At 53.4% G+C, this 26,396-nt stretch carries 19 protein-coding genes and 1 pseudogene; 11 read left to right on the forward strand and 9 right to left on the reverse strand.

Annotated features, from left to right (window positions below; translation table 11 throughout):
- The first annotated feature begins 142 nt into the window (after window positions 1-142).
- Window positions 143-415 (forward strand): annotated as a pseudogene (locus tag KKG35_16055) (type II toxin-antitoxin system RelE/ParE family toxin).
- A 55-nt stretch (window positions 416-470) separates the two neighbouring features.
- Here KKG35_16055 and KKG35_16060 read toward each other — a convergent pair.
- Together KKG35_16060 and KKG35_16065 are read right to left on the reverse strand one after the other, a co-directional pair.
- Entirely contained in the window at window positions 471-737 is a 267-nt protein-coding gene (locus tag KKG35_16060) for a type II toxin-antitoxin system RelE/ParE family toxin (protein MBU1739642.1), read from the reverse strand.
- Between the two features lie 3 nt (window positions 738-740).
- On the reverse strand, window positions 741-992 hold the full coding sequence (locus KKG35_16065; GenBank protein ID MBU1739643.1) for a type II toxin-antitoxin system Phd/YefM family antitoxin: 252 nt from the start codon (window positions 990-992) through the stop codon (window positions 741-743).
- Window positions 993-1,192: 200 nt separating this feature from the next.
- Between KKG35_16065 and KKG35_16070 the strand changes: the two genes are divergently transcribed.
- The 6 genes from KKG35_16070 to KKG35_16095 all read left to right on the forward strand — a co-directional run bounded on the left by KKG35_16070 (window position 1,193) and on the right by KKG35_16095 (window position 10,391).
- A complete protein-coding gene (locus tag KKG35_16070) occupies window positions 1,193-3,151 on the forward strand; it encodes a cation:proton antiporter (GenBank protein ID MBU1739644.1) in 1,959 nt (652 codons plus the stop codon).
- 169 nt (window positions 3,152-3,320) lie between these two features.
- Window positions 3,321-4,526: an efflux RND transporter periplasmic adaptor subunit gene (locus KKG35_16075; protein ID MBU1739645.1), complete on the forward strand. Its 1,206-nt coding sequence runs from the start codon at window positions 3,321-3,323 to the stop codon at window positions 4,524-4,526.
- Window positions 4,523-7,615 (forward strand): efflux RND transporter permease subunit, encoded by a 3,093-nt coding sequence (locus tag KKG35_16080; GenBank protein ID MBU1739646.1) that lies wholly within the window; start codon window positions 4,523-4,525, stop codon window positions 7,613-7,615. Before KKG35_16075 ends, KKG35_16080 begins: the two co-directional genes overlap by 4 nt.
- A gap of 8 nt (window positions 7,616-7,623) precedes the next feature.
- Window positions 7,624-9,213, forward strand: a complete 1,590-nt coding sequence (locus KKG35_16085; protein MBU1739647.1) for a TolC family protein — start codon at window positions 7,624-7,626, stop codon at window positions 9,211-9,213.
- A 636-nt stretch (window positions 9,214-9,849) separates the two neighbouring features.
- Window positions 9,850-10,083, forward strand: a complete 234-nt coding sequence (locus KKG35_16090; GenBank protein MBU1739648.1) for a ribbon-helix-helix domain-containing protein — start codon at window positions 9,850-9,852, stop codon at window positions 10,081-10,083.
- Window positions 10,080-10,391 carry a type II toxin-antitoxin system PemK/MazF family toxin gene (locus KKG35_16095; GenBank protein ID MBU1739649.1) on the forward strand — a complete coding sequence of 104 codons (312 nt, stop codon included), beginning with the start codon at window positions 10,080-10,082 and terminating at the stop codon, window positions 10,389-10,391. Before KKG35_16090 ends, KKG35_16095 begins: the two co-directional genes overlap by 4 nt.
- Window positions 10,392-10,765: 374 nt before the next feature.
- Here KKG35_16095 and KKG35_16100 read toward each other — a convergent pair whose 3' ends face one another.
- A complete protein-coding gene (locus KKG35_16100) occupies window positions 10,766-12,991 on the reverse strand; it encodes an NADP-dependent isocitrate dehydrogenase (protein ID MBU1739650.1) in 2,226 nt (741 codons plus the stop codon).
- Between the two features lie 263 nt (window positions 12,992-13,254).
- Between KKG35_16100 and KKG35_16105 the strand changes: the two genes are divergently transcribed.
- Complete coding sequence (locus KKG35_16105) at window positions 13,255-14,268, forward strand: CsgG/HfaB family protein (protein MBU1739651.1); 1,014 nt, start codon at window positions 13,255-13,257, stop codon at window positions 14,266-14,268.
- A 258-nt stretch (window positions 14,269-14,526) separates the two neighbouring features.
- Here KKG35_16105 and KKG35_16110 read toward each other — a convergent pair whose 3' ends face one another.
- Window positions 14,527-15,141, reverse strand: a complete 615-nt coding sequence (locus tag KKG35_16110; GenBank protein MBU1739652.1) for a YceI family protein — start codon at window positions 15,139-15,141, stop codon at window positions 14,527-14,529.
- A gap of 65 nt (window positions 15,142-15,206) precedes the next feature.
- Window positions 15,207-15,419, reverse strand: coding sequence for a hypothetical protein (locus tag KKG35_16115; GenBank protein MBU1739653.1), 213 nt, complete (start codon window positions 15,417-15,419; stop codon window positions 15,207-15,209).
- A 495-nt stretch (window positions 15,420-15,914) separates the two neighbouring features.
- Between KKG35_16115 and KKG35_16120 the strand changes: the two genes are divergently transcribed.
- Window positions 15,915-17,309, forward strand: coding sequence for a hypothetical protein (locus KKG35_16120; protein MBU1739654.1), 1,395 nt, complete (start codon window positions 15,915-15,917; stop codon window positions 17,307-17,309).
- A gap of 27 nt (window positions 17,310-17,336) precedes the next feature.
- Here KKG35_16120 and KKG35_16125 read toward each other — a convergent pair whose 3' ends face one another.
- The 3 genes from KKG35_16125 to KKG35_16135 all read right to left on the reverse strand — a co-directional run bounded on the left by KKG35_16125 (window position 17,337) and on the right by KKG35_16135 (window position 21,003).
- Entirely contained in the window at window positions 17,337-18,413 is a 1,077-nt protein-coding gene (locus KKG35_16125) for a hypothetical protein (GenBank protein ID MBU1739655.1), read from the reverse strand.
- Between the two features lie 10 nt (window positions 18,414-18,423).
- Window positions 18,424-19,941, reverse strand: coding sequence for a HAMP domain-containing protein (locus tag KKG35_16130; protein MBU1739656.1), 1,518 nt, complete (start codon window positions 19,939-19,941; stop codon window positions 18,424-18,426).
- Between the two features lie 318 nt (window positions 19,942-20,259).
- Complete coding sequence (locus tag KKG35_16135) at window positions 20,260-21,003, reverse strand: hypothetical protein (protein MBU1739657.1); 744 nt, start codon at window positions 21,001-21,003, stop codon at window positions 20,260-20,262.
- Between the two features lie 441 nt (window positions 21,004-21,444).
- Here KKG35_16135 and KKG35_16140 point away from each other — a divergent pair, with 441 nt between their 5' ends.
- Together KKG35_16140 and KKG35_16145 are read left to right on the forward strand one after the other, a co-directional pair.
- Entirely contained in the window at window positions 21,445-23,502 is a 2,058-nt protein-coding gene (locus tag KKG35_16140) for a hypothetical protein (protein MBU1739658.1), read from the forward strand.
- Window positions 23,503-23,505: 3 nt separating this feature from the next.
- Window positions 23,506-25,479, forward strand: coding sequence for an HD-GYP domain-containing protein (locus KKG35_16145; GenBank protein MBU1739659.1), 1,974 nt, complete (start codon window positions 23,506-23,508; stop codon window positions 25,477-25,479).
- A gap of 56 nt (window positions 25,480-25,535) precedes the next feature.
- Here the strand turns inward: KKG35_16145 and KKG35_16150 are convergent, their stop codons facing one another.
- Window positions 25,536-26,345 (reverse strand): methyltransferase domain-containing protein, encoded by an 810-nt coding sequence (locus tag KKG35_16150; GenBank protein ID MBU1739660.1) that lies wholly within the window; start codon window positions 26,343-26,345, stop codon window positions 25,536-25,538.
- Window positions 26,346-26,396 lie beyond the last annotated feature (51 nt).

Raw genomic sequence — 26,396 nt, forward strand, 5'->3', positions numbered from 1 at the left:
CCAGTAGTCAGAATGACTGATTTTAAAGCTTTTCTCCTGGCTTCTGACTTCTGGATTCTGGCTTCATGTGGAATACATGCACTATCAAGTCGCCGAGACTCCTTAATTATCGGGAGAATATCCAAACCCGGAAAGTTGTGTAACTAAAAATGCCCAAAGCGATCTCGAACACATCTTCTTTTACATTGCTGCCGACAACCTAAATAATGCAAAGAAGTTTATCCTAGAGTTGGAGGAGAAAATATACAGTTTAGACACATTTCCCGAACGTTTTGCATATATCCCTGAAAATAGTTTTTTCGGCACCGATTACAGACATATTAACCATAAACAATATCGAGCAATATACAAAATTACAAATGATTCCATGTACATACTTAGAGTCATACATGGTGCAAAACTATTAGATTTATAAAAATCAAAAAACGCTAACAACAAAATCATGCGGGACGGCAACCCGGAAGAGAAGATTAGGGAAGTTTTTTGTAGACGTCTTTTCTATGCCCAATTTTTACAACCAAAATGACCAACTTGGCTTCATGAATTTCATAAATTATTCGGTAATCACCAGATCGAACTTTATGAAAAGTGTTATCCCCTTTCATCTTTGTGGTATTTGGGGAAGGCAGGTTGTTGCCAAGTTCTTCGATCTTCTTCCTGATTTGTGCCAGGTCCCGTTTGGGAAAACGGTTCAAGCTTTTAAGGACGGCAGGGCGAAATTCTACAGAGTACTGCATAGACTAAAGTCCCAACTGTTTCCATACTTCTTCGGCAGAAATATTTTCACCAGGCTCTGCGAGGGCTTTCTTTGCATCTTCAATATCAATATGATCTTCAATCTGTTGGAGCAATTCAAACTCGTCAATAGAAACCAAAGCCGCAACCTCCTGCCCCCTACGCGTCAAAACAATAGGTTCTTTGCCATAAGTAACCCTATTAACGATCTCTGCGAAATGTTTTCTGGCATCTGCTGTAGAAATTGTGGTAGCCATATGTCACCTCCCTCTTGTACTTTATGTACAATTTGTACAACAGGTACAGGGTAATGTCAAATCAGGAAACCGGGTTCTCTTTCATTCCGGATTCTCTCTGGTATTTTCAGCCAAAATGATTTGTAACAAAATGAAATGGATTTTGCTTTAATAGGAATGCCTGATTCGACAGGGCAGAGAAATTAATTGAGGGGTTTGATATGGGAGTCGCTGCGGATATTGTCACGCTCATGGTGGCTGCTTTGCTTGGCGCGCTTGTTGCCCAACAGCTCAAGCAGCCATTGATATTGGGGTATATTTTTGCCGGGATCATTGTCGGGCCTTACGCCACCGGATTGATTGCTGATATTCATGAAATTGAACTGCTGGCTGAAATCGGGGTGGCCCTTCTGCTCTTCGCCCTCGGCCTGGAATTTTCGTTCAGTAAATTAAAACCGGTCCGCTATATCGCCCTGATCGGCACGCCGATTCAGATAGTCCTCACCATCGGGGTGGGGTTTGCTCTGGGAATTTATCTTGGCTGGTCCTGGACGAGCGCTCTCTGGTTCGGTGCCCTGATTTCCCTGTCCAGCACCATGGTGACCCTGAAAACCCTGATGGCCAGAGGACTGATCGGGACCCTTTCCAGCCGGGTGATGGTCGGGATGCTGATTGTGCAGGACCTGGCGGTCATCCCGATGATGATTATTCTGCCCCAGCTTTCAAACCCGAAGGCCGGACTGCCGCTGCTGGCCATCGCGGTGATCAAGTCGGTGGTATTTCTCACCCTGATGCTCTATCTCGGGCGCCGGCTGCTGCCGCGGCTGCTGTCGTACGTGGCCAAGTGGAATTCCCGGGAGCTTTTTGTTTTATCGATCACCGCGATCGGTCTCGGGATCGGTTATGCCACCTATCTTTTCGGGCTTTCGTTCGCTTTCGGCGCCTTTGTTGCCGGCATGGTGCTCAGCGAGTCCGATTATGGCCACCAGGCCTTAAGCGATATTGTGCCGCTGCGGGATATCTTCGGCCTGCTCTTTTTTACCTCGGTGGGAATGCTCCTCGACCCGGCCTTTTTCTTTGCCAACTGGAGAATGGTCCTTTCTCTGGTCTTGATTGTGGCGCTCTTCAAGGGTTTTATTTTTTACGTGTTAAGCGCCCTGTTCAGGTATATCAACATTGTCCCGATCGCAGTCGGTCTCGGTCTTTTTCAGGTCGGGGAGTTCTCTTTTGTTCTCGCCCGGGTGGGCATGGAAGCAAAAGCGATCGACCAGAATCTCTACTCGCTGGTTCTCGCCATCTCGCTGATCAGCATGGTTTTAACTCCTTCTGCCGCAGCATTGGCGACCCCTCTCTATAAATTAAGGAAAAAACTGTTCAAGTATGAGCCGATGCAAACGGAAAACATTCCGCATATCGGGCTTGCAGATCATGTGGTGATTGCAGGAGGCGGGCGGGTCGGGCAGCACATCGCCCAGGTCCTGACTAAACTTTCCCTCCCCTTTGTCATCGTTGAACTGAATCACGAGCGGATGCTGGAGTGCAAGAAGGCGAAATTTCCGGTGATCTATGGTGACATGAGCCAGCAGACGGTAATCGAAGTTGCAAAAGTGCAGTCAGCCAGGCTTTTGCTGATAACCACGCCGCTGGTCATGACCGCTCAGGCCATCGTTAAACAGACTCATCGTCTGAAGCCTGAACTGCACACCATTGTTCGGGCCGATGGGGTCAGGCAGGCCAGGGAGTTGTATGAAAACGGGGTGTATATGGCGGTGCTGCCGGAGATGGAGGCGGGGCTCGAAATTGCCCGGCAGGCCCTGATCCATCTGGAAATCCCGGTGGCGGCGATCCAGCAGTATACCGATGCGGTGCGCCAGGAACTCTATGCCCCGATCTATCAGGCAAGCCAGGCCCATCAGCTTCTGGCCAAGCTTGACAACATCAAGGACATGCTGGAAATTTCCTGGGTGACCATCGTGTCCCAGAGTCCTCTGCTCGGCAGGAGCATCAAGGACGCCGCCGTTCGCAGTACAACCGGCGCCTCCATTGTCGGTGTTATTCAGGGTGAGGTGTTCCACCACAATCCCAAGGCGGAGTATTCGTTTCGCGAGGGAGATATGGTGGCGGTGGTCGGCAATCTGCAGGAGCGGACTGCCTTCAGGAACCTGGCCGGGGTGTGTTAAGTAGGGCGGACCGGCGGAATCTTTTCTGTACTCGCCCGTTGAGAGAGACTATATTCCACCTAATAGGCGGAATGATCTCCGGTTCTGTCCGGCGACCTGAAAAGCTCAAGCTTAGGATCGGGTTTGCGCCGGGCGACAATTTCACAGAAGAGGGCCGACTGTCGTGGTAATGAATATCATGAAAAAAAAGAGCTTCTGGGTGGTCATTCTCATCGTGGCCATCTGTTCCTGGTTTCTTTTTACCAATATGCAGAAACAGAACGGGCGGACCAAGGGTGGCAAGAAAGAGAAGTCCGCCCCGGTTGAAGTTGCCGCGATCGAGCGGGGTTCGATCTCTTTGCGGAGAACCTTTAACGGCACCCTGGAGGCCAGGGCCGAGTTTGTGGTGGCGCCGAAGGTTGCCGGGCGGGTGGAGCGGCTGACCGTGAATCTTGCCGACACCGTGAAAAACGGCCGGATTGTGGCAGAACTTGACAACGACGAGTACGTCCAGGCCATTGCCCAGGCCAAGGCGGATCTCGCGGTTTCCCGGGCCAATCTGGGTGAGGCGGAAAGCGCTCTCACGGTTGCCGACCGGGAATTTGAGCGGGTCAAAACCCTGCAGGCGCGGGGCATCGCCTCTGAATCCCAGCTTGATGAGGTGATGTCGAACCAGTCGGCCAAACAGGCCGGGCTCGCGGTGGCCAGGGCCCAGGTGAAACGGGCTGAGGCGTTACTGGAAACAGCGAACATCCGGCTCGGCTATACCAAGGTCAGCGCAAACTGGTCCGGTGATGATGACCGGCGGGTGGTCGCCGAACGCTATGTGGATGAAGGACAGACGGTTTCGGCGAATGCCCCCCTGATCCTGATTGTTGCCCTGGACCCGATCACCGGGATCATCTTTGTGACCGAGCAGGATTACGCCCGGATGCAGCCGGGTCAGATCGCGAGCTTGACAACCGATTCCTATCCCGGAGAATTTTTTGAGGGGAGAATCGACCGGATTTCTCCGGTTTTCCAGGAGTCAACCCGGCAGGCAAGGATTGAGTTGACCATCGATAACCCGCAGTTCCGGCTGAAACCGGGGATGTTCATCCGGGCCGTTGTTGAGCTTCAGAATGTCTCTGATGCGGTCATTATCCCGGAACAGGCGCTGGTTGTCCGGGACAAAGAGGCCGGTATCTTTCTGGTCAACGATGAGAAGCTGACCGTTTCCTGGAAACCGGTGCAGGTCGGTATTCGTGAAGGGGGCCGGGTGCAGATTGAAGGCGAGGGGCTTTCCGGACGGGTGGTCACCCTCGGTCACCAGCTGGTGGATGACGGCTCTGCCATCATTATCGGTGATGAGGAAAAGAGCGGCGCTGCAACCGGGAAAAAGGTGGAAAAGAGATGAACCTCCCGCTTTTCAGCGTTCGGCGGCCGATCTTCACCACCATGGTGACCATGATTGTCATCATCATCGGCCTGGTCTCGTTAAGCCGTCTGCGGATCGACCTCTTGCCCACCATCGAACTGCCGACCCTGACCATCCGCACCAGTTATGAGGGGGCGAGCCCGGAGGTCATGGAACGGCTGATCACCCAGATCCTTGAGGAGATCGTGGCCACGGTGCCGAACGTCGAGCAGATGACCTCGCAGTCGTCGGAGGGGAACAGCAGCATCCGGGTGGGCTTTGTCTGGGGGACGGATATCGACACCGCGGCCCTGGATGTTCTTTCGAAAATCGAGGATGAGATCAACGAACTGCCCGACGACATCGTCCGGCCCCGGGTCAGAAAATACGATATCGGCAGCTATCCGGTGGTCATCCTCGGAATTTCCAGCGATCTTGACCCGGTGGAAATGACCGAGCTGATCGAGGATCAGATCCGCTACCGTTTCGCCCGGGTCCCCGGGGTGGCCCAGGTCGATGTCTGGGGCGGTTTTACCCGGGAGGTCCGCATCGAACTTGACCCGGACCGGGTCAATGCCCTGGGCATCCCGCTGGACAAGGTAATGCAGGCGATCCGTGACGCGAACCTCGACCTGCCGGCCGGCAAGATCGAGCAGGGCCGGTTCGAGGTGACCCTTCGCGCGCCGTCACAATTCGTCAATCTCGACCAGATCCGCAGCACGGTCATCATGGAAAAAAACGGGGCCACGGTCTCCCTCGGCCAGATCGCGGAAGTGAAGGACACCTACGAGAAACTGTCGCGGATCATCCGGGTGAACGGCAAACAGGGGATCCGGGTCGCGATCCGCAAGCAGGCAGACGCGAATACAGTCGAGGTCTCCAAGCAGATCCTGGCCGAGATCGAGGCGGCCAACGAGGCCTTTCCGCAGATCAGAATCGTGCCGGTGGTCAACCAGGGAAATTTTATCGAGCGCTCCATCGCCAACGTGATCAAATCAGTATTCTACGGAGGCGGTCTGGCCCTTTTGGTGCTGCTCTTTTTCCTGCGCAATATTCGCAGCACCATGGTCATTTCCCTGGCGATCCCGATCTCGGTGATTGCCACCTTCGCCCTGATTTATTTCGGCGGCTTTACCTTAAACCTCATGACCTTGGGCGGGCTGGCGTTGGGGGTCGGGATGATGGTCGACAACTCCATCGTGGTTCTGGAAAATATCTTCCGCCGCCGCGACGAGGCAAATGAGTCAACCGATGACGCCTCGGTCCGGGGGGCGGTTGAAGTCGGCCCGGCGATTATCGCGAGCACCATCACCACCCTGGTGATCTTTCTGCCGCTGATCTTTGTCCGGGGGGTCACCGGGATCCTGTTTCAGGAGCTGGCCTATGTGATTATCTTTTCGCTGCTCTGCTCCCTGCTGGTGGCGCTCAGCCTGGTGCCGATGCTTGCCTCAAAGCTCATGAAACAACCTTCTCAGGAGAAAAAAATTTACAGCGCTCGGATCGGTAAACTGATTGCCGCGTCGGAGGATGCGTTCCTGGCGCTCAACAACAGATACCGCGATCTTCTGCTCCTGGTGCTCGAAAACCGGTGGCGGACAGTGTTTGCGGCCACAGGAATCCTGGGGCTCAGCCTGCTCCTGCTGCCCTTTATCGGCACCGAGTTTCTGCCGCCGAGCGACGAAGGGGAGGTGCGGGTCAGCGGTGAAATGGAGATCGGCACCCGTCTGGAACTGGTTGACCGGCAGAGCCGGCTCATGGAGGAGATTGTCACCAGGGGTGTTCCGGAGGCGGTCTCTTCGGTGGCGACCGTAGGTTCCACGGGATGGAGGGCGAACGCGATTTCCCGTGGTGATATCACCCTCTCGCTGGTTCCGGCCGCGGCGCGGAAACGGTCCAATGTGGAAATTGCCGAAGATCTGCGTAAACGCCTGACCGGCAAGATCTCCGGCATGAAAATAAGGACCCGTGCCCCCCAGGGCCAGTTTCTGCTGGAACGGCTTCTGGGCGGTGACGACGGGCTCACCGTTGAGATCCGGGGCTTTGATCTGCAAAGGCTGGAGACCCTGGCCGACCGGGTCGGGAAAGCGCTGGCCGGGGTGCCCGGCGTCACCGATGTCGAAACCGGGAATCTCCTGGCCGGAATTCCGCAACAGGAGATTAGTATCGACCGCGCCAAGGTGGCGGATATGGGGCTCAGTATCCGGGACGTGGCAAGGATCATTGAAACCGCGGTGGCCGGATCAAAAGCCGGGGAGTTCAGGTCGGAGGGCAACTCGTATCGTATTTTCGTCCAGCTCAAGGATGCCGAGCAGCGCTCGCTGGACGAGATTCTCAATCTCACCCTGACGACTTCCCGGGGGGGGCAGGTTGTGCTCCGCAACCTGGTGAGCACCGAGGCGGGCCGTGGGCCGATCCTGATTGACCGGAAGGACCAGCAGCGGCTGGTGACCGTCCAGGCAAACGTTTCCGGAAGGGACCTGGGCTCGGTGGCAAAAGATGCCCAGGTCGTGCTGGACCGGATTTCCCGGCCAGCGGGCTATGACCTGCGGGTCTCCGGGACCTTCGAGGAACAGCAGAAAGCCTTCCGGGAGCTCGTCGTTTCCCTGATCCTGGCCCTGATTTTAGTCTACATGGTACTCGCCTGTCAGTACGAATCGCTGATCGACCCGGTGGTGGTCATGATTTCCGTGCCCCTGGCCCTGATCGGGGTTTTGCTCATTCTCTTTCTGACCGGGACGACCCTGAATCTGCAATCCTATATCGGGTGCATCATGCTGGGCGGGATCGTGGTCAACAACGCGATTCTGCTGGTGGACCAGGCCGGGCAGCTGGTTTCCGGCGGGATGCAGGTCAGGGAGGCGGTTGCGGAAGCAGGCCGGCGGCGGCTGCGACCGATCCTGATGACGACCCTGACCACCATTCTCGCCCTGCTGCCGCTGGCCCTGGGGATCGGCGAGGGGGCTGATGCCCAGGCCCCGCTGGCCCGGGCGGTGATCGGCGGCCTCACCGGTTCGACCCTGATTACCCTGGTGCTGATCCCGGCGGTGTATTCCCTCTTTCATCCGGATACGGAAGCGGGTGGCCGATGAAGAGCGGAATGCTGCACAGATTGTTGGCCATCCTCCCGTTCATCCCGGGTCTCCTGCTCTTTGGTTGCAGCCTGCCGGAGAATCGGGCAGGGGCTGCTCCGGATCCGGAAAGCATCCGTTACAACACCCTGGGACAAGTGGTGCCGGTTGCCATTCCGGAAGAACTGCAGCCGCGGACCGGAGATGATCCAGGCTTTGAATTTTCCGAAGGGAAACCCCTTGAACTTTCGGTCGAGCAGGCCGTCATCCTGGCCCTGCAGAATAACCGGGACCTCCGGGTGAGCCGGATCAACCCGGTTCTTGCCGGGACTTTTGCGCAGATTGAACGGGGGGTTTTTGATCCGGAGTTGTTTGGTGAACTTCAGTTTACCTCGGAGAAAACGAGTGACACCGTTGAAGAGGACGGCAGCGAGGCGGTGGTCGGGGTGCGACAGAAACTCTCTTCCGGGGCCATGGTGGAGGCGTCATTGGCCCATGACCGCAGCGAAGCGGGGGCTTCTGCCCTGGACCAGAAAGCCCGGCTCGGGCTCAGCGTCACCCAGTCTCTGCTGCGCGGCTTCGGTCCGGCGGTGAATCTGGCCAGGGTCCGGCAGGCCGAACTCAATACCGAGGCAACCATCCATGAACTGCACGGAGTCACCGAGGCGCTTCTCGCCGAAAGTGAAACCGCCTACTGGGACTATGTGCTGGCCCGGCAGAAGATTGAGATCTTTGAACACTCCCTGGCCATTGCCCGGCGGCAGCTGGATGAGGTGCGTCAGCGGATCGAGGTCGGCATTCTGCCGAAGATTGAAGTGGCGGCAGCCCATGCCGAGGTCGCCAGACGCCAGCAAGCCCTGATCGATGCCCGCAGCACCCTTGAAGAAAAAAGACTGCGGCTTCTGCGCCTGATCAATCCCGGCGGGGGGGCCGCCGGTGGGCTCGATTTTCAAATCACCGCCACCAGCAAGCCGCTGATCGACCCTGTACCGATCAGCGATTTGGAGGACCGGCTGGAGCTGGCAAGGAAAGCCCGTCCTGATTTGAACGAAGCGCGTCTGCGCCAGAAGCTGCACCGCCTGGAAATCGTCACCACCCGCAACGGCCTGCTGCCGAAACTGGACCTCTTTATTTCTCTCGGCAAGACGGGTTATGGCGAATCCTTTTCCGATTCCTTCCGCAATCTCGATGAAAACAGTCATGACCTGTCCGGCGGGATCCGCCTGAGCCATTTTCTCGGCAACCGGCAGGCCGAAGGGCGGGATCTGGCGGCCCGGGCCACCTGGCAGCAGTCTATGGAAGCGGTGGAAAATCTTCAGGGGCTGGTTGAGCTCGACGTGCGGCTCGCGGTGAACGAGGCTGAACGGACCCGGCAGCTGATCGCTGCGACCAGGGCGACCAGAATCCTGCAGGAGGAAACGGCGAAGGCCGAAGAGGAGCGCTTCGATGTCGGCGCGACCACCGCCCTGCTGGTCGCCCAGGCGCAGCGGGACCTCCTGGAAAGTTCCATCGGCGAGGTCGAAGCGGTGGTCAACTACCGGCAGGCGCTGGTCGCCCTCTATCTCGTGGAAGGAAGTCTTCTCGAACGGCGCGGGATTGGGCTCGCAACGACGCCCTGAGCGGAATGTTGAGCGGGTCTTGTTCGCCGGAAAACGGGTGAACATGCACAGCGAAACGCATTCCCCGCAGCTCGAGGTAAGCGACTGCAAAGGAGACTCCGAGTCTCACGCTGTTCACTATCTGCTGCGGGGTTAGTGAGCGAATCTGATGCAAGTAACCTTCCATACGGAGATTCCCCGTGGTTCGAAGTCGCACTCCGTTTGCTATCTGCCGCGGGGAGCTTCAATTTCGGGCCATGACCCTTCGACGGGCTCAGGGTGAGCGGAGTTACCGTTATATCGCGCTATACCGCTCATCCGGAGCCCTGGATTCAGGGGTCAGTTTATCTAACGCGGATTCAAGTTCGAAGTGCAACTTCCAACCGGCCAGGCGCAGCATTCATCATCGGTTGCAGGGGCGATTCCTGCAGAGAAGGGGCGGGACGTCCTTTTCAATTTTTCTGTTGCTCGTCTCCTCAGAAAAAGATGGGATAGAGATCGAGGCCTCCGAGATGGAAGAGGATCACAGGGTTGTTAATAATCAGCCGACCTGATCCATTCGAACCGACCACAATTCAGCCGTAGCATCGGTTGTTTTGACTTCTCCCCTGATGTGGATTAATATAGCTATAAAAAGCCACATTATGGAGGTGAGATATGAGAACAATTCAAATGACCCTTGATGATAATCTCGTCAAAGCGGTCGATCGCATTGCAAAGGAACTCCACACAAGTCGTTCCGCTTTTACAAGAAAGGCTCTGCAGGATGCACTGGACCGATATAAGATCGAGCTGCTTGAGTCTAAGCATCGTCGTGGGTACGAACAAAATCCGCCAGCCTCGGAAGAGTTTTCAATTTGGGAAACAGAGCAGGCCTGGGGGGATGAATGAAACACGGCGAAATACGTTGGTATAAATTCCTGGCCCCGGATAAACAACGTCCAGTCCTTATTCTGACGCGTGATTCCGTGTTAGCATATCTGGGAGAGGTGACTATCGCACCCATCACAACTACCGTACGCGATATCCCATCAGAAGTGTTTCTCTCGACGATTGACGGTATGCCAAAGGATTGTGCTGTCAATTGTGATCATTTGCAAACAGTTTCCAAAGGAAAAGTTGGCGCATTGATCACATCCCTGCCCCGGACGAAAATGTTGGAGGTCGGGCGGGCAATACGGTTTGCACTCGATATTTAAGGAGCGCTTTTGGGCGTATTCCAGGGTTTATGATTTCATGTTTTTCCTCAGCACAATGTGGTGCGCTGAGCGCACCCTACGGTGAGATTGCTTTAATGATCAAAAAAATCGTCCCTTATTGTTGAGGCGCGGGACATTAATTGTTGAATAAGGGCTTCTTGATTCAACAATTAAACAACGCGGAACTGCCCAACGTTCCGCGGAACTGCCCAGGCCCAGGAAGACCCTTCGACGGGCTCAGGGTGAGCGAAATTACCGTTATATCCCGCTATACCGTTCATCCTGAGCCCGGCGAAGGATAAGAGTGGCATTATAAAAAAAAGCCGCAGCGGGAAATTCGCTGCGGCTTCACATTTTGCACGATTGAAAAAAAACTACATCCCATCGATTATGGTGTTAAAGGTCGGGCTGGGGCGCATCGCCTGGATGGTTTTTTCCTGGTCCGGGCGGTAATAGCCGTCGAGGTCCACCGGCTTTCCCTGGGCGCCATTCAGCTCGGCGATGATCTGTTCTTCATTGTCGGCCAGCGCCTTTGCCACCGGCACAAAACGGGCCTGGATCTCCTGGTCGTCATCCTGTTCAGCCAGGGCCTGAGCCCAGTAGAGGGCGAGGTAGAAATGGCTGCCCCGGGTATCCAGCTCGCCGACCTTTCGGGAAGGCGATCTCTCATTTTCCAGATGCTTGCCGATGGCCCGATCAAGGGTGTCTGCAAAGAGTTTGGCCTTATCATTCTTGAAGGTGGAGTAGATATGCTCAAACGACGGGACCAGGGCGCAGAACTCACCCAGGGAATCCCAGCGCAGATGCCCTTCCTTTAGAAACTGCTGGACATGTTTGGGCGCGGAGCCGCCGGCCCCGGTTTCAAAAAGCCCGCCGCCGTTCATCAAGGGCACGATCGAGAGCATCTTGGCACTGGTGCCGAGCTCCAGAATCGGAAAGAGATCGGTGAGATAATCCCGCAGCACATTGCCGGTGACCGAGATGGTGTCTTCGCCCTTTCTGACCCGGCCCAGGGTGAACGCCATGGCCTCGTCCGGAGTCATAATCCGGATATCAAGGCCGGTGGTGTCGTGATCCGGCAGGTATTTTTTGACCTTGGCGATAATCTCGGCATCGTGGCCCCGGTTTTCATCGAGCCAGAAGATGGCCGGGGTGTTGGCGGCCCGGGCCCTGGTGACCGCGAGTTTCACCCAGTCGCGGATCGGCGCATCCTTGGTCTGGCAGCCCCTGAAGATGTCTCCTTCTTCAACCTTTTGCGCCAGCAGGGTCTCTCCCGAAGTGTCGACGATCCGGATCGTCCCGTTGCCCGGGGCCTGGAAGGTCTTGTCATGCGAACCATATTCCTCCGCCTTCTGCGCCATCAGGCCGACATTGGCGACACTGCCCATGGTGGCAGGATTGAAGGCGCCGTGCTGTTTACAATCCTCAATCACCTTCTGGTAGATCGTCGCGTAACAGCGGTCGGGGATCATGGCGATGCAGTCGTGGAGTTTGTCGTCTGCCCCCCACATCCTGCCGCCGTCGCGGATCACCACCGGCATTGAGGCATCGATGATCACATTATTCGGCACATGCAGATTGGTGATCCCCTTGCCGGAGTCGACCATCGCCAGCTCGCAGTTTTTCTGATACACGGCCATGATCTCTGCTTCAATCCCGGCGCGCTTTGCGGCATCAAGTTTTTCGAGTTTCGCGTAGAGGTCACCGAGGCCGTTGTTGAGGTTTACGCCGAGTTTTTTGATGGTCTCTGCGTGTTTCGTAAAAACGTCCGTATAGAAAACCGACACACAGTGACCGAACATGATCGGGTCAGAGACCTTCATCATCGTTGCTTTCAGGTGCAGAGAGAGGAGAACGCCGGTTGTTTTTGCCGCCTTGATCTGCTCCTGGTAGAAGGTTCGCAGGGAACGAACATTCATGACCGAGGCATCGACCACCTCGCCCGCGAGCAACGCGGTCTTCTCTTTGAGGACCGTTGTTTTGCCGTCTTCGGCGACGAATTCGATCCGGACCTCACATTCCTTGCCGATCGTAGCGGAGATCTCGGTCCCGTAAAAATCGCCGCCGCTCATGTGGGCGACCCGAGATTGTGAATCGGCAGGCCACTCCTTCATTAATTTATGGGGGTTTTTGAGGCCGAACCGTTTCACCGATGCCGAGGCCCTGCGGTCGGAGTTCCCCTCACGTAAAACCGGGTTGACCGCACTGCCCAGCACTTTGGCAAACCTTTTCTGCAGGGCTTTTTCGGCCTCGGTTTTCGCCTCTTCCGGATAGTCCGGAATATCATAGCCCTTCTCCTGCAGCTCTCTCACAGCTTCCTGTAACTGTGGGATCGAGGCGCTGATGTTGGGAAGTTTAATGATGTTGGTGCCCGGAAGTTTGGCAAGCCTGCCGAGTTCCGCAAGATAGTCGGGGATTTTCTGCTCTTCACGTAAGTTGTCTGGAAAATTGGCGATGATCCGGCCGGCGAGCGAGATGTCCCAGGGATCGATATCAATCCCGGACCCTTTGCAATATGCCTTCAGGATCGGCAGCAGGGAATAGGTGGCCAGGGCCGGGGCTTCGTCGATTTCGGTATAGATGATTTTCCGGGTCGTCATAATTTTTCCTTTTAAGAAACAGTGCCTCACGGTGCAACCAAGGTACTGATTATGTGATCAAAAAATATGAAAAATGTGAAGCAAAGCTTTTAGCATATACGGGTTGGGAATGCAAACAGCATCTTGAAGGAGGGCCATGAAAGAGACCGGTTTGTCATAATTTAGACAATTGCAAAGGGGGCGCCCTGTGCTATAATTTTTTTTACTGCTTTCAGGCGCCGGTTGTTCCCAGTGACGGTGAAAATTTTATGCGGAGATGGATCATGTTGAGCCGATTGTGGATTGCCGGGGGAATATGTTTTGGCCTGTCACTTGTGCTTTGCTCCGGGGCCATGATCTCCGATGCCTTCGCCGACCCGGCAAAGGCAAGAGTTGCGGTGGCTGATTTCGCGTTGGAGGGGAAAGGCCATTCCGTGCCTGAACTGGGGGCGATGCTGGCCGAGCTGTTGACCGAAGAACTGGTCCGGCAGGGGAGGATCCAGGTCGTTGAGCGCACTCTGCTGAAAAAGATTCTCGAGGAAAAGAAGATGGCGATGGCCGGCCTCACCTCGGGAGATTCGGCGGCGGTCGGGGCCTTGCTCGGGGTGGACTATATCCTGGGCGGCAGCGACCTGCGGCCTGACGAGACCTCCGACTTGAGCGGCAGGCTGATCGATGTCCGGACCGGGGTCATCGTTGCCACCGAGGATATTCCCTACCATGAAAAAGATGATCTGAAAGAGGTGGCCCGTAATCTGGCCGAGATGCTGGGCAGGAATTTCGGCCCGGATGGCATATTTCAGGCCAAGAAACAAGTCGAGGGCAGCTGGGAGGCGTTTGCCTCCGATGGCTCGCACAGCAGGTTTCTTGAAAAGGCTGGAGGCGGCGGCAGCTGGTCGTACCGGGTCAGTGACGGTGCAGAGGATTATGCGGGGCTCACCCGATATCTGGACAGTCATGAAATCAAAGGGCGGACCCTGCTGATCACCTGCCGGGCGAAAAATGGTCATCCGCTCTACGTCCGGTTCTATTCTTTTGTGCCGGGCTTCAGTAAAGAGGATGACGACGAGTCACTGGTGCCCGTTGAAAAACTGGTCGATATCGGCAGGGTGGCGGTCGAGATTGAAGCGCCGCATCACCGAATGCGGGTGCCCGACTGGTGGCGCAAGGAGAAAAAGGCCCACGACGTAACTTTTAATCCCGACGATATCCGGCATTTTGAAATCGAGGCCGGAGATGAGGAGAGTGAAGGAACGGTAAAAGATGTGGTTGAGATTATCAGGGTTTCCGTGCAGTGACCGAGTCCGCGGTGAGGCCGATATCAAAAACTGTATGGCAGGAAGGACAGATAAAGAGCCATCTGGAGATCCCTTTTTCCTTTTTGAACATCGAGTGAAAACCATCTGTGTACCCGCATGACGGGCATGTTTTAAATTCATCCTCCATCTGCACTTTGCTGATTTTGTAATCCATTTTTTCAGCCTCACTCTGGTTCAAACATTGAATCAGAAAAGACCGCCGGCAAGATGAGGCGGTCTTTTCTGAAGCCGGTCTCTCTACTGTTTCTTTTCAGCCGGGATGCCGACTTCCAGGTCCAGGGTTACCTCGATATTTTCACCGATCACCATACTTTTACCGTTCGGCATCGGTTTGTTCCAGTTCAGGCCAAAATCGGCCGTTTTCAGGATGCCGGTGATTTTGCCGCCCCTGCGCCTGTTTCCCCAGGGATCAGTCACTTCCTCGGTGGGGCCGGTAAAGAGAAGCGTTACCTCTTTGGTGATTCCGTGAATTGTAAGGTTTCCGGTCAGGTTCAATTCTCCCTTGCCGGCAGCTGAGGTGGCGGTTGACACGAAAGTAATGGCTGGGTATTTGGCCGCATCGAGAAAGTCCGGGCTTAACAGGTGGTGGTCTCTTTTGTTGATCCCGGTGAAGAGGCTGAACGGGTCGATGATGAGATCAAGCTGCACCCGGTGGTTTTGGTCGTCGGAAAGGACCATTTTGCCTTTCACATCATTGATGCTGCCTCTGACCATGGTGAGCCCCATGTGCTCCACGGCAAAATGTGATGCGGTATGGTCCTCGTCCACCAGCCAGGTGGTGTCGGCAGCCAACGCCTGTATGGGGAAGGTCAAACAAAGCAATCCGAAAACAACGAAGAGTAATTTCTTCATCTTCATTTCTCCTTTGGTTGGTTTCATTTTTGGTGAAGGTTTTATTTTTAGATTCTCGAAAACCGTTAATGCACGTTCACACCTTTCCTCTTCAGGTCGTTCAGCACTTCCATAATCTGGGTTTCATTACAGTCGTTTATATCGTAGACGTTTTTCATGCCGTCGTTGAACATCAGGACAAAATGGCCTTTATTGTCGATAAAGGCTTCGCGGATATGGTCTTTATCCAGCCAGGGGTTCAGTTCCTGCATAAAATCGTTCAGGGTGCAGCTTTTCATGATGTCCTCCTTGCAGATATTTTTATGTTCAATGCAGGATAACATTTCCTTTGAGCAGACAGCCGTCAACCTGATGGTTTAAGGCGCAGGAAATTCATCTCAAGGAAACCCGCAACGGTTTATGGGGTGTATCCGTTTTCCTTTCCCATATTATAATGATTATTCAGGCGGGTGATGAAAAAGATTTGTCGAGTGTGACTTCTGTCACACAACACGCCCGGGAGGTATCAGGCATCCGATTTTTGTTTTTTGTTCTGGCGGGGTGTTTAATATGCTATTGTCCTTTAACCGGCAGCAGGTTGCTTGCCTTCTTGTTTTTTTGGGGAGAGGAAAACAGGTGTGATGAACAAACAGATATCCATGATTATCATTTCGGTTCTTGCGGCGGCAGGCTGTTGTGCGGCGGCTTATGCCGGAATGCCGAACAGTTTCAGAGTGTTATATTCAAACAACGTCCATGGGGAAACAGAACCCTGCGGGTGAAAAGTCCAGCAGTTGGGCGGTCTGTCCAAAAAAGCATTCCAGTTCGGCCAGTTGAAAAATAACGGGAATGAACCCTGGGTGATTGTCGATGGAGGGGCACTGTTTTTCGACAGTATCAGGCCTCATCGCTATAAATTTGAACAGATCAGGGCCAAGGATCACGGGATTGTGGAGGCCTACAACAGAATCGGTTACGACGCGGTGGGAGTTGCCGGACAGGATCTGGCCGGCGGTCTTTCGCTCCTGCAGGAGCTTGCCCGGAAATCGAATTTTGCCTGGCTGAGCGGTAATCTTGTCGAAAAAGAATCCGGCCTGCCATATTTCCAGACCCATATCAGCAAAGAGGTAGGCGGGGTCAGGGTGGCGATAACCGGTCTGACCTCGCCGGAGATTGCGGAGGCCCGGTTGCTTGATGAAGGTGCAGCGATCAGGAACTGGGAAGAAGTTTTTCCGCCTTTGGTCAGCAATCTGAAACAAAATCATCAGTTCATCATCCTGTTGACCGATCTTGCCCCTGATCTCTGCGCAGCCATCTCCAGACGCCACCCCGAGGTGAATTTGATCATCAGGGCGAGCGGGGACCTGGAGAACCACTCGCCCAGAGCGATAGCCCCTTCCACCCTGATCGCATCCACCGGCCGGCAGGGGAAATATGTGGGAGCGCTTACCGTCAGCTGGATCAGAGGGGGGAGATGGGGAGAGCCCGATGAAGACACCCTTCTCCTCATCGAGAAGGGGGCTGATCTTGACCGGACCATGTCCCAATTGAACAAAATGGCGGGAAACGGAGAAAACAGGACCCGGATCGGCAATCTGGAAAGAAAAAAAGAGGTGCTGGCCGGTGAAGTTTCCCAGCTGAAGAGCAGAATAGAGAGCCGGAAACTTTCGCTGTATACCAACAGTTTCTATGAAATGTCAGACACGGTCAGCGACGACCCCGGCGTGCAGGCGGTGGTCATGCAGATTCGGGAAAATGTAGCGGCGCTCAGCCGGGAACGAACAGACCCGGTTGCGGAGTCCGATGTCGTGGCGCCACCCGGATATCTCGGCTGGCCGGCCTGCTTGAATTGTCACCGGGGGGCTGTTTCGACATGGAAAGAAACGAGGCATGCCGGGGCCTATGAGACCCTGGTCAGGAAGAACAGGCAGAATGACTTTGACTGTCTTCCCTGTCACCTTACCGGAATTGATTTTGACAATGTCGCCAGCGCCCTAACTCTCACTGATACCCTGCGCACGGTAGGGTGTGAGGCTTGTCATGGACCGGGGAAAGAGCATGTTGCAAGCGAGGGTCGTTCCGGAACAGGAAAGGTCTCCGGCAAGGTCTGTGTTCGCTGTCATGTGCCGGAACATGATGACAGTCATGATTTTGAACGGGATCTGATCAAGATCAGATGCAACAGGTAAAAGCCGGGAGCCGTTGATCGACAGGGGTTATTGTTTCTCGCTGGTTTCGTTTGCTTTTTTCAGGCTGTCAAGCCGCTTCAGGACCTTTTCCGCCCGGGCGATCTGTTCCTGTGCGGCCTGGTGCTCACTGTCCAGGTCAAGAACCTTCAGCCAGGTGTCGCGGGCTTCGCTGATTTTTCCGGTTCGGTAAAGGCTTGCGCCCTCCTGCATGTATTGTTCGATCATCATTCGGGTAGGATTTTCTGGTTTCTCTTCAGTTGCTTCAGAACCCTTGATTTCCCTCGCGACCGAGGTTGTGTTCTGCTCCGGAGATTGGTTGGCTGCCGGATCCGCGGTGGGGGCGGGAGGCGCTGCAACTGGTTGGGCGGGCCTCGATTTTTTCGTCTTGAAGAGTTCTTCCGGTTTGACCTGGTCGGGCTCCGGTTCGGGGGGGATGTTTTTCTCAGTGGAACTTTCCGGATGAATCCTGGTGGCCATCAACTGACATTTTGCCGCAAGCTCCGGATTTCCTGCTCCCTGCTGTTTTTTTTCACAGGCAAGAAACCTGTCCCGCAGATGATCAAGAGAACCTTCCATGCTGCTCATCTGCCAGCGGGTGATCAGGGACGGTTTTATCAGGCGGCTCTGTTCCTTGTACCATTTCAGGCGGCCCAGAAGGTATTCCGCTTCAAGAAAAAGAAGATGGGTCTGCGCTTCTTCCATTCTGCGCTCTCTTTCCCGGATCAGGCGCAGGTGGAAATCTGAAAGCTCCTTGCTTGCCGGTACTTTCATCAGGGCGGTATCGATGAGGGATATTGCGGTCGGCATGTCTTCCCGGTCCGCGATGGCTGTGGCGGCAGCAATAGTATTTTTTTCAAATTCGTTGATCAGCCTGGATATCTGCCGTTTGCGGGAGTCATAATCCTCGCCGGCAATCTTGTTCTCCAGGGCTTCAAGAGTCTCCAGGGCCTTGGTGTATTCTTGCTCGGAGACAAGTTGATCAAGGAGCAAAACGGTATCAGGAGTGGTGGTCAGATCCGGGGCATGGGTTTTTACAGCGCAGCCCGTGGCAAGAAGAAGCCAGATCATGAGCAGCAGCGCTTTTTTTATCGGGTATTCCGTCATGAAATATGAATCAGGAAAAGTCACTGTCGATTACCGACTGGAACTGCCTGGCGAGAATCTCTTTATAGTCGGCGGCGAGGTCTTTTACGAGAAAAGTGGCGACCATTTCTTCCACACCGCGAAGCTGCATGGGGATATGGGCTCTGGCGATAACTCTCTGGCGGATATATTTCTGGTTGTAGAATTCGTTGCTGACCACGATCTGGTCCGCGGTCGCTATGGTGCAGAGGCGGGAGGCAAGATTTACCGAGTCGCCGACCACGGTGTATTCCATTTTTTCCTTTGAGCCCATATTTCCGGCCAGCATACTGCCGGAATTGATGCCGATCCGGAACTTGATCGGGAAAAGCCCCGCTTTTTCCCGGATGCCATTTTCATGCTCCACCAGTTTTCTGATCAAAAGCCCGCAGAGGGCAGCATGAAAGGCATGCTCCTCATCCTCTTCCGGGGTGCCGAAGACCAGCATGACGCAATCTCCCATGTATTTGTCAACCACTCCCGTATTGACCTCACAGGCCCGGGTGATGAGAGAGAAGAAACGGTTGAGGATCTCTGCCAGTTCTTCCGGAGCAAGCCGCTCGCTGATTTTTGTAAAGCCGACGATATCGGCAAAAAGGACGGAACCGGAAATTCGCTTGCCGCCAAGCTTTATCGAATCAAAATTTGACAGGACCTGTCTGGCTATCTGGGGTGAAAGGTAGCGTTCCAGCGCCTTTTCGACCTGGATTTTCTGTACCATGCCATCGGCCATTCTATCGAACGCATTCATAAGCTGCCCGACCTCATTGCGCCGCCGGTCATTGAAGCGGAAGTGATAATTGCCGCTGTCAAAGGCCTCGATCGCTTCCATGAAGTGGTCTACCGGTTTCGAGATATGTTTGCTTAAGTGATGGGCGAGAATGATGCCCAGAATCATGATGATAACCGTGGCGACAGCAATTGAGATCAGCGCTTTTTCCTTGGAAAGGTCAAGGGCCTGCTGACTGAAAGTCACCATCGCGTATCCGGCGGTGAGGTCGTTGAAAATGATCGGGCTGACAAAAGAAACCACATTGACTTTGTGTTTTTCAGAAAACGACAGGTGCCATGACCAGCGCTGGTTTTTCCCGGCGCCGGCGATCATATCTCCCGGTGAAAAGCCCGGTTGCAGGGATTCATACGCGAAGGGGCTGATTCCCGCCTTCACGATGCTTTCTCCCTCAGGTGAAAATATCTCGGTGCCGATCACACTTTCACCCGCTACCAGGCTTGAGACCAGTACGCCCATCGCCAGTTTGTCCTCGGCAAGGAGCGGTTCCCTTGCTGCGCGGGCGAGATGGGTGACCACCGTGTTGCCGAGGTCGTTGATCTGGTCTTCCATGATCCGCCCCTGGTCATAGACCAGGACCGAACTCAAGGTGGCGCTGCAGACAATAATGAGTCCGGCGATCAACAGGGATATTTTATAGACAATCGGCAGATGGTCCGGGAAAAGGGCAAGGATCCGCAGCAACAGCCCTGCGGTCGCGTTTTTTATGTTTTGACGCATTAAGGGCATGGAAAGTATGGATTCAGATGGTCTGGACGGCATGATCGTGGGTTCCCCGGAAAAAAACTACGGGCCGGACAGGCCCATTTAAAGTTTTAATCCCCCTTCATAAAACAAACATGGTCAGAAGAGGATACTACCTCAAACATGCCCCTGCTGCCTTATAAAAATAACTGTATTCCCGGAATTCTTTACTCGGTGAGTGATGGTTCGGGTAAGTCAAGGGTATTTATTTTCTCCCGGGGTATAAAAAAAACTGCAGCGTGAAATCTCCCCCTTAAGCCCTCCTCTGCGGGGAAGGGATTAAAGATACAGACGTTACTGTTCCCGGGTGAAGCCGTTGATCAGGAGATTCAGAGTTTCCTTCACATATGAACTCTCGTGCATGAACATGATGCCGTATTGGGCGAGGGATTTTTCTTTGTTGAATATCGAGCGGACAATGCGACCCTTGCTGATCAGGGGCCAGATTTTTCTCGATGCGGTGTCCGTATCCCTGTCATAAGCCGTATTTACCGAAATGAAAATATCCCTGATCAGGGAATGCATCTGATATCTGTCTGAGGTGCAGCTTTCACAGATCATCATCCCGCCGACGCTGATGTTTTGAATATGGGCATTGTTCAGAACATTAGTCTCGTCTCTGAAAATGACGCTCATATTGCCGGTGGTTTCTATCCGTCGGCTGCGTCTTCTCTGCAGCGTATAGATAGTTCCGGGAACGGGAGCTGAAAAAACCGACGGGTAAGAGACCGCATTGGTGATGGGGAAAAAATAACGGCCTCTTTCAGGGCAGCGGAAAAAAACATGGAATGAGTCTGAAGAGTCCTCCCAGTTGGCCGGCTTGTCAATTTTCAGTTCGTCATTGATGATACTGAGCGAGAGTTTCTGCCGGTATACCTGGCCGTTATCGCAGATGATCGTCAGGTGTTCATCCTTGTCTTTGATGAGTTCCCGGATATCGATATCCACGATCTCCGGGAAAAAGGCTTCATTGCCGCCAAGCAGCCACGGAGCTCTTCTTGCAATGTTGACCAGCAGTTCTGCGCGATTGTTCATCATCGTTTCTTCCCTATTATTGAAAACGGATTGCGGTGAAGCTTTTCTAACACATGAAAGCAGGGAGATCCGTGTCGACACCTGGTTTCCTGATTTCTTCATTATCTATAATTTTCGGGGAAAAATCGGGGTTTGTATGTAGGGGGTTTTGGATTTGTTGTGTGGGGGACATTGTATTAATCAACCGTTTCTGACCGGGGGAAGGTGCTTTTGTTCTCAAAAACGCACAACTTGCATGTCAGGGTGTTGTGTCTGGAAACAGGTGTTATATCCATGAAAATCCATATGGATCAAGAAACTCATTCCGGAAGCATGCATTTCACGCTACAACTTTTTGCCATGCAAAAAAGGGGTGTCCAGGTCTATCCTACAATGTGGCACATGTTCTTGACATGCGACAGCGCTTCAGCTACTAGTATTGCAGGAACCTCAAGGAGGTAAGGTATGAATGCACAGGAATCAAGTACGCTGAAAATTGTAAAGAAGCTGGTTTCTGACGTTGGTGCCAGGAACGCGACCCCGGTTCAGAAAGCAAAAGTCGTCAATGCCCTGAACAGGATTAATTTTCAGGGGAGCGTTGTCTATGTGACCCTGAAGCGCCGCAGGTATCGGTCGCAGATCACCTTGTCGGCAAGACCTGCGCCATGCCGAGGTGGAACAGTCACATTGTTCTGGTGTTTGCCTGACAAAGAATTGCCGGACAATCTTGCGCTGTATGAATTTGGGAATTTTTTCTATACGGATGGCCTGAAAAAGGTTCGGGTCGGCGCGGCAATGAAGACTCTTTCCGCAACAGGCGTTGAGCTTGAACTGACCGATGCGAGCTTCGAGGTCAATGTCCGCGCTTTTCGCCGCTTTCAGTGCATGAAAATCGCCACCCGGATCACCCAGAGCAATCTTGAGCTGCACGGGGTCCTGAAGGATTTCAATGCGGCGGGTTTTGCGGTCGATGTCAGTAATGAGAGTCTCGATCTGCTGCACAGTCTGAACATCGAAAATCCGGTCTATATCATGATCGGCAATCATGATGAAATTCTCTTCGCCGAAGTCTGCAGAGTCATTCGGGTCGAAAGCCATGGTTCCGGCAGGTCCGTTGTTCTCGGCCCGGGTTCGCGCAATATTCAGCGGTTCAGGTCAAAACAGTCCCGCAGTGTGCGGCAGAAACTGAGCCCGCAGCCGAGCATTGTTTTCAGGCATCCCTTTCTGGAAAAGAAAATTTCCCTGAAGACCCTTGATATTTCCGGCTCCGGCCTCGCGGTAGAAGAAGAGCCCAGCAACACTTTGCTGATGCCGGGAATGATCATCCCGGATGCGGCGATCACTTTTTCCGGCAATTTCAAGATCATGTGCAAGGCGCAGGTTTTGTTCAATATTGCCGACCAGAAATGTGAAACTTGCAAGTGCGGCCTGGTTTATCTGGATATGGATGTGGAAAACCAGCTGCAGTTGTCATCGATTCTTTATCAGGCGAAAAATGAAAGCTCTTATGTCGGTGGCGATGTTGATCTTGACGATCTCTGGGATTTCTTTTTTGATACCGGTTTCATCTATCCCGAAAAGTATGGTTCCATCGAGGAGCAGCGTGACAAGTTCAAGAATCTATATGCCCGGCTGTATAACGATTGTCCGGACATCGCCCGTCATATCATTTACAAGGACAAGGGAATCATCTACGGGCATGTTTCAATGTTCAGGTATTACAACCGTACCTGGCTTCTCCACCACCATGCGGCGGTGCGATCCACCAGGCATAAGGCTGGTCTGGTGGTGATGGACCATATTCTCCAGCATATCAATGAGGTCCATAACCTCAATGCGACGGCGATGCGCTATATCGCCTGCTATTTCAGGCCGAACAATCGCTTTGCCAACAAATCATTCGGCGGGGCATCCAGATCTCTTGAGGACCCCAGGAAAAGTTCTCTGGATGAATTTGCCTATTTTCATTATCATGCCAGAGACAGGATCAACAGATTGCCGCCCGGCTGGCTTTTGATGGAGAGCTGTCGTGATGATTTTGCGATTCTTGAGAGTTGTTATCATGAGATTTCCGGCGGACTGATGCTGGAAGGGCTGGATCTGAATAATGACGCTCTGGAGCATGAAAGAGAGATCGATGAGACCTATCGCGAGCTCGGGTTTAAAAGATGCAGGAAGTTCTTCTCCCTGAAAAACGAAGTCGGGGAACTGGGGGTGATGTTTATCCTGAACCATTCGGATACCGGACTGAACATGTCCTCGCTCACCAACTGCATTCAGGTGATTGTTCTCGACAGTACCGGGGTTTGCTTCAGTCAGATAAGTATGGCTCTCGGCACCCTCTGCGGCGAGTTTGGCGATGAGGCGTCAGTCCTCTTGTTTCCACGATCCTACGCAGATGAGCAGCAGGTACAGTATGATAATATCTATACCCTTGGTATTCTTGACCTGAAATATATCAGCCGATTTCTTGAGTATATGGAAAATCTTACAAGGTCCCCTTTGCGTCTCGCAAAAACATAACCGATGGTGGGAAAACCTCTTTATAACAGCAGGATCACAAACACCTACCTGAAACTGGTGCGGAAAAAGTATCCCGGAATTGATATTGCCGGGCTGCTGCAATACGCCGGGATGGAGCCCTACCAGGTTGAAGACGAGGGGCACTGGTTCAGTCAGGAGCAGGTCAACAGGTTCCAGCAGAAGCTGGTCTCTCTTACCGGCAATGGAGATATTGCGAGGGAAGCAGGGATATTTACCGCTTCACCCGAAGTCATGGGGGGAATCAGGAGATATCTGCTCGGTCTGGCGAGCCCTGCCAAGGCCTATGCTCTGGTCGGAAGATTTACCGGCAAATTCACCCGCTCCTCCCGATACGAATCCCGGAAACTCGGACACAACAAGATTGAATATGTCGTGACTCCCTTCAAGGGGGTTACCGAAGCGCCATTTCAATGCCGCAACAGGCTAGGCTATCTCGAAGCCATTGCCCGGCTTTTCGATTATAAGCCCCCGAAGATTGAACATCCCGAGTGTTTGTTCAAGGGGGGAGTGGCCTGCCGTTATATCGTATCCTGGAACGAGTCGCCTTTCCGGCGCTGGCAGAAGATCAGGAATGTTGTCACCCCCGCTCTGGTGATTGCTGTTCCACTTGCCTACTTTTTCTCGCCCCATGAATTTTTTAACACTGTTCTGGTTCCGGTTTCGATCTCGATTTTTCTTCTTTTGAGTCTGATCATTTCTTTGCTGCGAGTAAAGGAGTTGGAGGGCGCGGTCAGGAGCCTCCAGGAATCTTCCGATGAACTGATAGAACAGACCAACATCAATTATAAAAATTCACTGCTGATCAATGAAATCGGGCAGGCACTCAACAAGGAGCTTGAAATTTCCGGGCTGCTGGAGAATATCGCCAAGGCCCTGAAAAGATGGCTCGATTACGACCGCGGGCTGATCCTGATGGCAAACAGGAAAGGGACGAGGCTTGTTTTTCAAACCGGCTATGGATACAGCCACAACCAGCAGGAGATGCTCAAAGAGGTAAGTTTTCATCTGGACACACCGGGATCGAAAGGGATGTTTGTCCGTTCCTTCAAGGAAAAGCGTCCATTTCTGATGAATGATATCGATGAGGTGAAAGATGAACTTTCGGCCAAGAGCTACGAATTTGCGGTGAAAATGGGGGCAAAATCCTTTATCTGCTGCCCCATTGTCTATGAAGATGAGTCCCTCGGCATTCTCGCGGTTGACAATATTGATACGAAGAGACCGCTTCTGGAGCGGGACAAGAATCTGCTCATGGGGGTGGCGAACCAGATTGCGATCAGTATCCGGAATGCGAAACTCATGGACGAAAGATTAAAACAGTTTGAATCGATTCTGGAGGTGCTTGTCGCCTCAACGGATGCCCGGGATCCGATCACTGCCGGGCACTCGATACGGGTGACCGAATTCGTCACCGGCATCTGCCGGGAAATGGGGCTCTCTACCGAGTATACCGAGATGATCAGGGTTGCCTCCCTTCTTCATGATTACGGCAAGATCGGTGTCGAGGATGAGATTCTAAAAAAACCTGGCCGTTTGAGTCCCGAGCAGTATGAAGCCATCAAAACCCATGCCGATAAATCGAGACGGATTCTTGAAAAGATCAAATTTGAGGGAATTTATCAGGAGGTCCCTTCCATTGTAGGTTCTCACCATGAAAGAATAGACGGCACCGGATACCCCAGAGGCCTGAAGGGGTCTGAAATTCCTCTGGGTTCAAAGATCATCGCAGTGGCGGATGTGTTTGAGGCTTTGACCTCAAGGAGGCAATACCGTGAACCGGTCCCGGCTGAAGAGGCCCTGAACAAGATTGTTTCGCGAATAGGCAGCTATTATGACCGGAAAGCCGTTGAGGCGCTGATCGTCTGCCATAATAAAAAGGAGACCGGCTCTCCCTACAGGTATCCGGCGGCTGCCGGGGTGTCTGAAAAAGATGTGAAGATTCCGTCAGGCGTTTGATTGAACATGTGATGCGAAACGCACTCCATGCAGTTCGAAACGGGGAGTTTCTTGGTTTATGGAGAGGGTTTTACCGCCTTGCAGAGGATGATTGGTGAATAGGTGAATCTTCTCGGGCTGTGGAAAAAGTTTTTGAACTCTTCTAAAAATTCATCGTATCCGCCGGGGTACTCAGCGAATCCGTACCCGACTTTTTTCGGGGCGACTTCAGCTTTTTTCAACCAGTTAAAGGCGTCTGCATCTTCAAGTCTGCCATAGATAACATGGTGTCCCGCCACGCTTACATCGATTTCTTGCAATCCGAGATCATAGAGAAATGAATAGAGTTTTCTGCCGGCGTAAGGGTCGAAATTACTTCTTTCCTGCAGCAGAGACATGATCTCCCGGATGGTTCTTTCCAGACGGGCAGGAATCCCGTAATGATTGAGACAGTTGTTGTCGAGATCGATCAGGCAGATGGTCCCGCCCGGTTTCAGGATCTTCAGGGCATTTTCCACTATTTCCCGGCCGCCGGTCAGGTAGTATTCGAGGACGAATCGAACCCAGACGAAATCGAATCGGCCGAGATCATCCAGCGGCATCCTGATATCCCGGCAGCAGAAATTCATTCCGGGGGCTTTGTAATGCTCAAGAGCGTATCTGATCCGGTCTTCCGAGAAATCGACCCCGGTGATTTCTCCGCCGGGCTGGATAATTTTGCTGATCGCCAGGGTCGTTTTTCCGGGGCCGCATCCCAGGTCGGCGACCTGCATCCCGGCTTTTATGCCGGCCCAGACTGCCTGCTCAAGGACCTTGTTTTCATCGGTCTTGAGCTCCAGCCTAAGAGACTCGTCCTCGCTTTCCATGAGATAATTTGGATTTGTCATATTGGGGCTGCGATTGTTGTCTCCTGTGAAGAAGGTGTCTTATTGCATGAG

The organism is Pseudomonadota bacterium (assembly GCA_018823285.1).
Lineage (GTDB): Bacteria > Desulfobacterota > Desulfobulbia > Desulfobulbales > JAGXFP01 > JAHJIQ01.